Source organism: Rickettsiales bacterium (genome assembly GCA_033762595.1).
Classification (GTDB): Bacteria; Pseudomonadota; Alphaproteobacteria; order Rickettsiales; family UBA8987; genus JANPLD01.
Map to the genome: position 1 here is coordinate 1 of JANRLM010000012.1, position 8,694 is coordinate 8,694.

The window sequence follows — 8,694 nt, forward strand, 5'->3', positions numbered from 1 at the left end:
TTAATAATATTTTGGTTGAACATAAATCCTCATCATTTATTAATGTGCTTAAACTAGCAACTAAAAATTAATATGGATAGACTTAAATCAATTATTGAAAAATCTTGGGAAGAAAGAGATGGAATTAACCTTCAAACCAAAGGTGAAATTCGAGATAGCGTAGATGAAACCCTTGCACTTCTTGATAAAGGAGTGCTTCGCGTGTGTGAAAAAAATGGTGTAGATTGGCAAGTTAATCAATGGGTAAAGAAGGCGATTTTGCTCTCTTTCCGCCTGAATGATAACGCCCTAATGCCAAGTGGCACTTTTTTTGGTGCTACCCAAGCGAGTTATTTTGATAAAGTTCCACTTAAATTTAATGGCTGGAGCGATGCAGACTTCAGAAATGCAGGCTTTAGAGCTGTTCCGGGTGCGATAGTTCGAAAATCTGCTTTTATCGCAAAAGGTGCGGTGTTGCTTCCTTCATTCGTTAATGTAGGTGCTTATGTTGGTGAAGGCACGATGGTTGATACATGGGCGACTATCGGTTCGTGTGCTCAGATTGGTAAAAATTGTCATATTTCTGGCGGTGCTGGAATTGGCGGAGTGCTTGAGCCTCTGCAAGCTAACCCTGTGATTATTGAGGATAATTGCTTTATTGGTGCAAGAAGTGAAGTTGCTGAAGGCGCTATAGTTGGTGAAGGTTCAGTGCTTTCAATGGGTGTATATTTAGGTGCTTCTACAAAGATAGTTGATAGGGCGACAGGCGAGATTTTTTATGGAAAAGTTCCGCCATATTCAGTGGTTGTTGCTGGCACTTTACGTGGTAAAACGCCAGACGCACCATCACTTTATGCGGCAATAATTGTAAAAAGAGTTGATGAAAAAACCCGCAGCAAAACTGGTATTAATGAATTGTTGAGGGATTAGAAGATAAGCTCCGTCATTGCGAGAAAATTTTCAGTAGAAAATTTTTGTGGCAATCCAATAAATAAAATTTAGTAGAATTTTATTTATACTAAAGTTCTACTGAACTTTAATATCTGGATCCTCACGTCGTAAGCCTACTGGCTTACTCCTGAGGATGACCAACTAAAAAATAATATGCAAAGTTTAATCGAAAAACAGGATTTTGGAAGGTTTTTAATTTTAGGAATTGCTTTCCTAATATTGTTTTTTGCGAATATTTTCTTAATTCTAAATACAAATTTTGAGTATAATTTTTGGATTTTGCTTCCTTTATTTTTTGTAAGTATTTACCTTGCTGATTTTACATCTGGAATTTTGCATTTTATCGTTGATTTTACCCCTTGCAAAAAGGGAGTTGGCTTGGATAAATTATTTTATTTTGAAGGCAAAAGAGATAGTGATGAATATCGCAAAATGCGAATGGAAATCATGAAAAAAGCAGGAGTTTTTCAGCATTTTGTATATTTCTTTAAGCATCATCACCTTGTTAGCCCTGCAAATATTGCACGCCGAAGTGCCTTCACAACTTTCTTGCCAACTATTCCAATTAGTAGTGGATATTTTTTGATTAATTTTATTTTGCTAATTCTTAATATAAATGCTCCGCATTTAATTTTTACATTCTTTGCAACTGGCGTAATTGTTCTGTTTGCACAATATATCCATTCTTGCACGCATGGCAGAAAATATATTCCTTCAGCAATTAGATTTTTGCAAAATATCGGTTTGGTTTTAAGTGTTAGAAAGCATATTTTGCATCATAAAGACCCAACAAAATATTTTTGTTTTGTTAATGGCTGGGCTGACCCTCTAGTTAATTTTATTACCGCAAAATTAGTTTCGGTTGGAATATATAGTGAATCTGGGCTTTCCGCCCCTGAGAAAGAGTTTTAGTCAGTTTAAGCTTGAAGTTGACTAAACACTCCGTTTGGCTATTAATTCTCTATAAAAACTCATATTTACTAGAAATGAATATTTATAATTTATTCAAAGAAAAAATTGCTGAAATTGTAAAAAAATTATACCCAGAAATATCTGAAAAATTTTTACAAAATTTTGCAGTTGAAGCTCCAAAAGATACTAAATTCGGCGATTTATCAACTAATATTGCAATGGTTTTGGCAAAGCCACTTGGGCTTAAACCGCAAGAAATTGCAAATAATTTAATTGAAAAAATCAAAGTAATTGAATCAGTTCAAAATTGTGAAATCGCAGATGCTGGCTTTATAAATATTAGCTTGGATAATAAAATTTATTATCAAATTTTATCTGAAATTCTAAGCAAAAAAAATGATTTTGGAAAATCTAAAATTGGTAAAAATGCAAAAGTAAATCTTGAATTTCTCTCGGCAAATCCAACTGGACCAATGCATATAGGCCACGCAAGAAACGCGGTTGTGGGTGATGTTTTAGCAAATATTTTAATTGCAAATGGTTATAATGTTACAAAAGAATATTATGTTAATGATGCTGGTGGGCAGATTGAAACCCTAGCAAAATCAGCTTTTTTGAGGTATAAAGAAAAGCTTGGTGTTGATATTGGGGAGATTCCAAAAGGTTTATATCCGGGGGAATACCTGATTGAAGTTGCAGAAAAATTTATTGCAAAATTTGGTAATGAATTCGTTAATGATGAAAATTATCCAGAGGAGTTAAAAACCTTCGCAATTTCAGAAATGCTGGCACTAATCAAATTTGATTTAGCAAATTTGGGCGTGAATTTTGATGTTTGGACTTCCGAAAAAAAACTTTATCAAGATAAAAAACTGGAAGAATCTTTAGAGTTTTTAACCAAGCAAAATCTGCTTTATCATGGCATTTTAGAAGCACCAAAAGGCAAGCCAGTTGAGGATTATGAGCCTCGTGAGCAATTACTATTCAAAGCTAAAGATTATGGCGATGATACAGATAGGCCTTTGCAAAAATCTGATGGAACTTATACTTATTTTTCAGGCGATATTGCCTATCATTTTGATAAAATTTCTCGTGGGTTTGAAAAATTATTTTTAGTGCTAGGTGCCGATCACGCTGGATATGTAAAAAGGCTTGGGGCGGTGGTTTCGGCGTTATCAAATAAAAAAACTGAAATAAAAATTTTACTTTCTCAGCTTGTAAAAGTGGTTGAAAATGGCTTGCCAGTTAAGATGTCTAAGCGTGCTGGAAATTTTATTACAATGTCTGAAGTTTTAGAAAAGGTTGGCAAAGATGTTCTGCGTTTTATAATGCTCACCAAAAAATCTGATACCCAGCTTGATTTTGACTTGGCAAAAGTTCTTGAAACCTCAAAAGATAATCCAGTTTTTTATGTGCAATATGCATATGCGAGGATAAATTCGGTGAAAAGAAAATTCCAAGAGATTTTTAATGAAGATTTTGAAAAATCAAAAACTAATTTAGAAAATTTCCAAAAATTAAATCATCATTTGGAAATCTCTCTTATTAAAAAGCTCTCTGATTATCCCAAAATTCTTGAGCTTTCTGCGGTTCATTCAGAGCCTCATCGCATAAGTTTTTATCTGTATGAATTGGCGAGTGATTTTCATCAATTGTGGAATGTTGGTAAAGATGAGGGGATAAATTTTGTTGATGAAAAAGATAAAAATCTCTCAATCGCAAGGGTAAATTTAATCAATGCAACGCAAATTATTTTGAGAAATGGCTTGCGCATTATGGGTGTTACACCAGTTGAAAAAATGTAACTTCTGCAAGAAAGTGTAATTTATTTAGAAAAATATAGGTAATTTATTTTATTATTTTCTAAATAGAGAATAGCTTTAATAATCAAAATAAAAAATTTTCATATGGATAAAAAACCAATGAGCCTAGATGAAGAGCAAAAATCTGGATCGATATTACTACCTTTATTCGCATTTGTTGCGTTGGGTTTATTTCTAACTCTCTGCTGGTACGCTTATAGCTACTACATCAATTCTCAAAAATCAGATGGTGTTTACTATATAAAAGCTGATAAATCTGCGTTCAAAGTTAAGCCGGAAGATCAAGGTGGTATGGAAATTTCTAACCAAGATAAACAGATTTTTAACGCTATGAAGGGTGCTTCTGAAAATATAGATGAAAGCTTAAATGTGGTTGAAACTGGTGGGGAAGATATTGTCAAAATTAACTTGCCAGACGAAAATAATAAAAAAACTGAAGATGGTGGCTTGGTTTCAGCAGTTGAAAGTGAAGCTAAGAAGATTGAATCTAACCTTGATGAAAAAGCTAAAGAGAAATTAGAAATTGTTCAAAAAGAAAATGAAAAACTAATTAAGGAAGCTGAAAAAATTATTGATGTTCAAAAAGAAATTAAGCTAATTGATCAGCAATCTGCCCCTAAAGAATCTATTGGTGACTCAATGGAAAAAGATTTGAAAGCTGAGGTTAGTGCTGAGAAAAAAGTTGAGAGTGTTTCTAAAACTCAAGATAAAAATACTGGTGTAAATAAAACTACTATTGCTCTTAAATCTAGCAATAAAGAAGTTGTTGGAGGAAAAGGTTTTTATGTTCAAATTAGTTCTCACAAATCAGTTGCAGATTTAGAAGCGGGCTGGGGCAGATTTTTGAAAAAATTTCCTAACGGAAATGATGGTAAGGGCAAAAATATTTCAGAGGCAATTGTGAATGGTTCAAAATATTATCGTTTGAGTTTTGGCCCTTATAAAGATAAGCCATCTGCGGTTTCTAAATGTGTATCGCTCAAAGCTAAAGGTCAAGATTGCTTGATTCAAGTCTACTAATTTTGTTCGAGAAAATTAAAAATATTGTTGGTTTTGATACTGGAATTAAAGATAATATATACTTTATTTCTGATAATTTTTTTAATGAAAACTTGTTGCCTTTTCTAAATTCTTTATACCCTTCTCAAAACAAGGATTTTACCAAATCTAAAATAGAAATTTTTGATAGATTCAGTTTGAAAGAAATAAAACATTACCTAGAAAATTATATCTCGGATTCCTATTTTACTTATGGTGGCACAACGCCAAATATCTTTTATAATATTAACCAGATTATCAATCCTTCTTCGCAAGTAAAAATTAAGCTGGTGGCAACAGGCAGGCAATCTTTAGAAGAATTATCTAATGAGGGCATAGAGATTTTTCTTAATGATAAAAGTAATAATTATGCTGAGTCTGTAGTTCTTTATGTGGGTGAAAAAAGGCAAAAACGAACTCTGATTTACAGGGGGGATTTTAAGACAACTTTGGAAGAAAATCTTGATTCTATAAAAGATAAAATATTTCAAGAAAATTCCTTTTTTATGCTCATGGGTTCGGTTCTTGGTAAAATTGGCGAGGAAAATTTTTCAAAAATTATTAATAACATAGATAATCTAAAGCAGAAAAAATTTTCCTTTAACCTGCCAACAGATAAAGATACTTCTTATAAATATTCTGATTTTATTCAAAAAATTATTCCAAAGGCGAGTATTATTTTTTCAAATTTAGAAGAATTAAGCTATATATTTCTTGAAAATATTGATGAGGACAAATCTTTTACGCAAGCTGAAAACTCTAACTTTAAGCCAAATATTGAGGTTACAGAGCTGATAAAAAAATTGCAATCTCTACTTTCGGGTGAATCTCATTCTTTGGTTACAGCAGGAAAATACGGGGCTTTTTTAATTGGTAAAGATAAATTTTCTCACTCGCAAGCATTGCCTTTTATAGGTAAGGCCTATACGAATGGGGCGGGGGATACAACAATTGGGGCTTATATTGCGGGGCTTATTTTGGGATGTAATAAGCAAGAAGCTCTATCAAAAGCAATGAAATGTGCCGTTGAAAAATTAAAATTTAATGATTCAAGGTTGAAGACGATCAAAAAATTTTATTTTACTTCATAAATATAAAATTTTGTTATCCTGAGTTCCTCGGTTTTTCTTGGTTTTTGTTCAAATAATATCTTTTTCAAAAAAAATTAATTTTCTCTGTTGACATATCTGAAACTTGATATTATACACCTCACTCCCAACGAAATGATATTTATTAATTTTCTTTGGTCGCTTTTTAAAATTGTGAATAACAGCATTAGATTGTTAATAAAATCAATATAAAGAAATTATAGATGAGCGATGTTAAGACAAACGCATTTTATATGCGTTAATTGTTTTGAGCTAAAAAGTTTAGTTCTGCATTAGGTCATCGTAATCTCAAATAAGATCGGCAAAATTTAGAATATAATTCTTCATGTATCAAACATGAAAAGGGTATTCGGTGGATGCCTTGGCATTTACAGGCTATGAAGGACGTGACAGGCTGCGATAAGCTTCGGGGAGCTGCCAATAAGCTTTGATCCGGAGATGTCCGAATGGGGAAACCCAATCTAGTTGTGAGTTTTTGAGTTTTGAGTTGTGAGAGTAATCTCATAGCTCGCAACTCATAACTCACAACATTATAGATTATCTTAAACTGAATACATAGGTTTAAGAAGCGAACGCAGAGAACTGAAATATCTAAGTATCTGTAGGAAAAGAAATCAATTGAGACTCCGCTAGTAGTGACGAGCGAACGCGGATCAGCCCAGTAATCTATAAAACATAATTAGAAGTTGTTGGAAACCAACGCCATAGCGGGTGATAGCCCCGTATAAGTAAATTATTATAGATTCTTGAGTAAGGCGGGACACGTGAAATCCTGTCTGAATATGGGGGGGCCACCCTCCAAGGCTAAGTACTCGTAAATGACCGATAGCGCACAAGTACCGTGAGGGAAAGGTGAAAAGAACCCTGATAAAGGGAGTGAAATAGTACCTGAAACCGAATACTTACAAGCAGTCAAAGGGGGTTTATCCCCTGATGGCGTACCTCTTGTATAATGGGTCAGCGACTTATTGTTAGTGGCAAGCTTAAACCGATAGGTGTAGGCGTAGCGAAAGCGAGTGTTAAAAGCGCGTTTAGTCTCTGGCAATAGACCCGAAACCTCAGTGATCTAGCCATGGCCAGGCTGAAAATAGGGTAACACCTATTGGAGGGCCGAACTCATATCTGTTGAAAAAGATTGGGATGAGCTGTGGCTAGGGGTGAAAGGCCAATCAAACTGGGAGATAGCTGGTTCTCCGCGAAATCTATTTAGGTAGAGCGTTAAGTTTAACATACTGTTGGGGGTAGAGCACTGAATCGGCTAGGGGGGCCCAAAGCCTTACCAAACCGAATCAAACTCCGAATACCAACAAGTATTTTCTTAGCTAGGCAGACTGTGGGTGATAAAGTCCATGGTCGAGAGGGAAATAGCCCAGACCGTCAATTAAGGTCCCAAAGTTGTAGTTAAGTGTTTAAGGATGTTAAATCGCCAATACAGTCAGGAGGTTGGCTTAGAAGCAGCCATCCTTTAAAGAAAGCGTAATAGCTCACTGATCTAATTAAGCGATTCAGCGCCGAAGATGTAACGGGGCTAAAACTACACACCGAAATTGCGGGTTCATACTTTTAGTATGAGCGGTAGCGGAGCGTTCTGTAAGTCTGTGAAGGTGAACCGTAAGGTTTGCTGGAGATATCAGAAGTGAGAATGCTGACATGAGTAACGATCAGGAGAGCGAGAAACTCTCCCGCCGAAATTCCAAGGGTTCCTGCTTAAAGCTAATCTGAGCAGGGTTAGCCGGTCCCTAAGGCGAGGCCGATAGGCGTAGTCGATGGGAATCACGTTAATATTCGTGAGCCAGTGGAGTGTGACGCATCTGGTAAATTGTGCAAGGTTATTGGATTCATTTGCGCAGTGAACAGGTGCCAGGAAATAGCACCACATTAGTCCGTACCCTAAACCGACCCAGGTGGAAAGGTAGAGTATACCAAGGTGTTTGAGATAACGATGTTGAAGGAACTAGGCAATTTACACCCGTAACTTCGGAAGAAGGGTGGCCAATTATTGCGCAAGCATTAATAGGCGGCACAAAGCAGGGGGTGGCGACTGTTTACTAAAAACACAGGGCTATGCTAAGCTGAGAAAGCGATGTATATGGTCTGACGCCTGCCCGGTGCTGGAAGGTTAAGTGATGGGGTGTATGCTCCGGATCGAAGCCCCAGTGAACGGCGGCCGTAACTATGACGGTCCTAAGGTAGCGAAATTCCTTGTCGGGTAAGTTCCGACCCGCACGAATGGCGTAACGATTTCCCCACTGTCTCCAGTATCGACTCAGCGAAATTGAATTCTCCGTGAAGATGCGGAGTTCCCGCGGTTAGACGGAAAGACCCCGTGAACCTTTACTATAACTTTGCATTGACACCGGGAATCTGCTGTGCAGGATAGGTAGGAGACTTTGAAGGAAGGGCGCTAGCCCTTCTGGAGTCGTCGTTGAGATACTACCCTGCAGGTTTCTTGTGTCTAACAGCGAGCCGTTTAACCGGCTCCTGGACACTGCATGGTGGGTAGTTTAGCTGGGGCGGCTGCCTCCCAAAGAGTAACGGAGGCGTGCGAAGGTAGGCTCAGGATGGTCGGATATCATCCTTTAGAGTGCAATGGCAAAAGCCTGCCTGACTGCAAGACTTACAAGTCGAGCAGATACGAAAGTAGGTCATAGTGATCCGGTGGTTCCATGTGGTGGGGCCATCGCTCAACGGATAAAAGGTACTCCGGGGATAACAGGCTGATAGCGCCCAAGAGCTCATATCGACGGCGCTGTTTGGCACCTCGATGTCGGCTCATCTCATCCTGGGGCTGGAGAAGGTCCCAAGGGTATGGCTGTTCGCCATTTAAAGAGGTACGTGAGCTGGGTTTAGAACGTCGTGAGACAGTTCGGTCCCTATCTGCC

Annotated in this window: 5 protein-coding genes and 1 rRNA gene; all 6 read left to right on the forward strand. The window is 37.0% G+C overall.

From position 1 onward, the window contains the following. The first annotated feature begins 72 nt into the window (after positions 1-72). Positions 73-909 (forward strand): 2,3,4,5-tetrahydropyridine-2,6-dicarboxylate N-succinyltransferase, encoded by an 837-nt coding sequence (dapD, locus tag SFT90_00800; GenBank protein MDX1949022.1) that lies wholly within the window; start codon positions 73-75, stop codon positions 907-909. Positions 910-1,083: 174 nt separating this feature from the next. Continuing rightward, positions 1,084-1,842, forward strand: a complete 759-nt coding sequence (locus SFT90_00805) for a fatty acid desaturase CarF family protein (protein MDX1949023.1) — start codon at positions 1,084-1,086, stop codon at positions 1,840-1,842. A gap of 74 nt (positions 1,843-1,916) precedes the next feature. Continuing rightward, the gene (gene argS, locus SFT90_00810; protein ID MDX1949024.1) at positions 1,917-3,647 is read left to right on the forward strand and encodes an arginine--tRNA ligase; all 1,731 of its coding nucleotides are present in this window, start codon (positions 1,917-1,919) and stop codon (positions 3,645-3,647) included. 102 nt (positions 3,648-3,749) lie between these two features. Next, on the forward strand, positions 3,750-4,685 hold the full coding sequence (locus tag SFT90_00815) for an SPOR domain-containing protein (GenBank protein ID MDX1949025.1): 936 nt from the start codon (positions 3,750-3,752) through the stop codon (positions 4,683-4,685). Between the two features lie 2 nt (positions 4,686-4,687). Next, positions 4,688-5,794 (forward strand): PfkB family carbohydrate kinase, encoded by a 1,107-nt coding sequence (locus SFT90_00820; protein ID MDX1949026.1) that lies wholly within the window; start codon positions 4,688-4,690, stop codon positions 5,792-5,794. A 347-nt stretch (positions 5,795-6,141) separates the two neighbouring features. Beyond that, positions 6,142-8,694 (forward strand): 23S ribosomal RNA (locus SFT90_00825); the annotation flags it as partial.

What these genes read in the sequence shown, in the direction of transcription:
- dapD (MDX1949022.1), top strand. Translation starts at nt 73, where the DNA reads ATGGATAGACTTAAATCAATTATTGAAAAATCTTGGGAAGAAAGAGAT.
- SFT90_00805 (MDX1949023.1), top strand. Translation starts at nt 1,084, where the DNA reads ATGCAAAGTTTAATCGAAAAACAGGATTTTGGAAGGTTTTTAATTTTA.
- argS (MDX1949024.1), top strand. Translation starts at nt 1,917, where the DNA reads ATGAATATTTATAATTTATTCAAAGAAAAAATTGCTGAAATTGTAAAA.
- SFT90_00815 (MDX1949025.1), top strand. Translation starts at nt 3,750, where the DNA reads ATGGATAAAAAACCAATGAGCCTAGATGAAGAGCAAAAATCTGGATCG.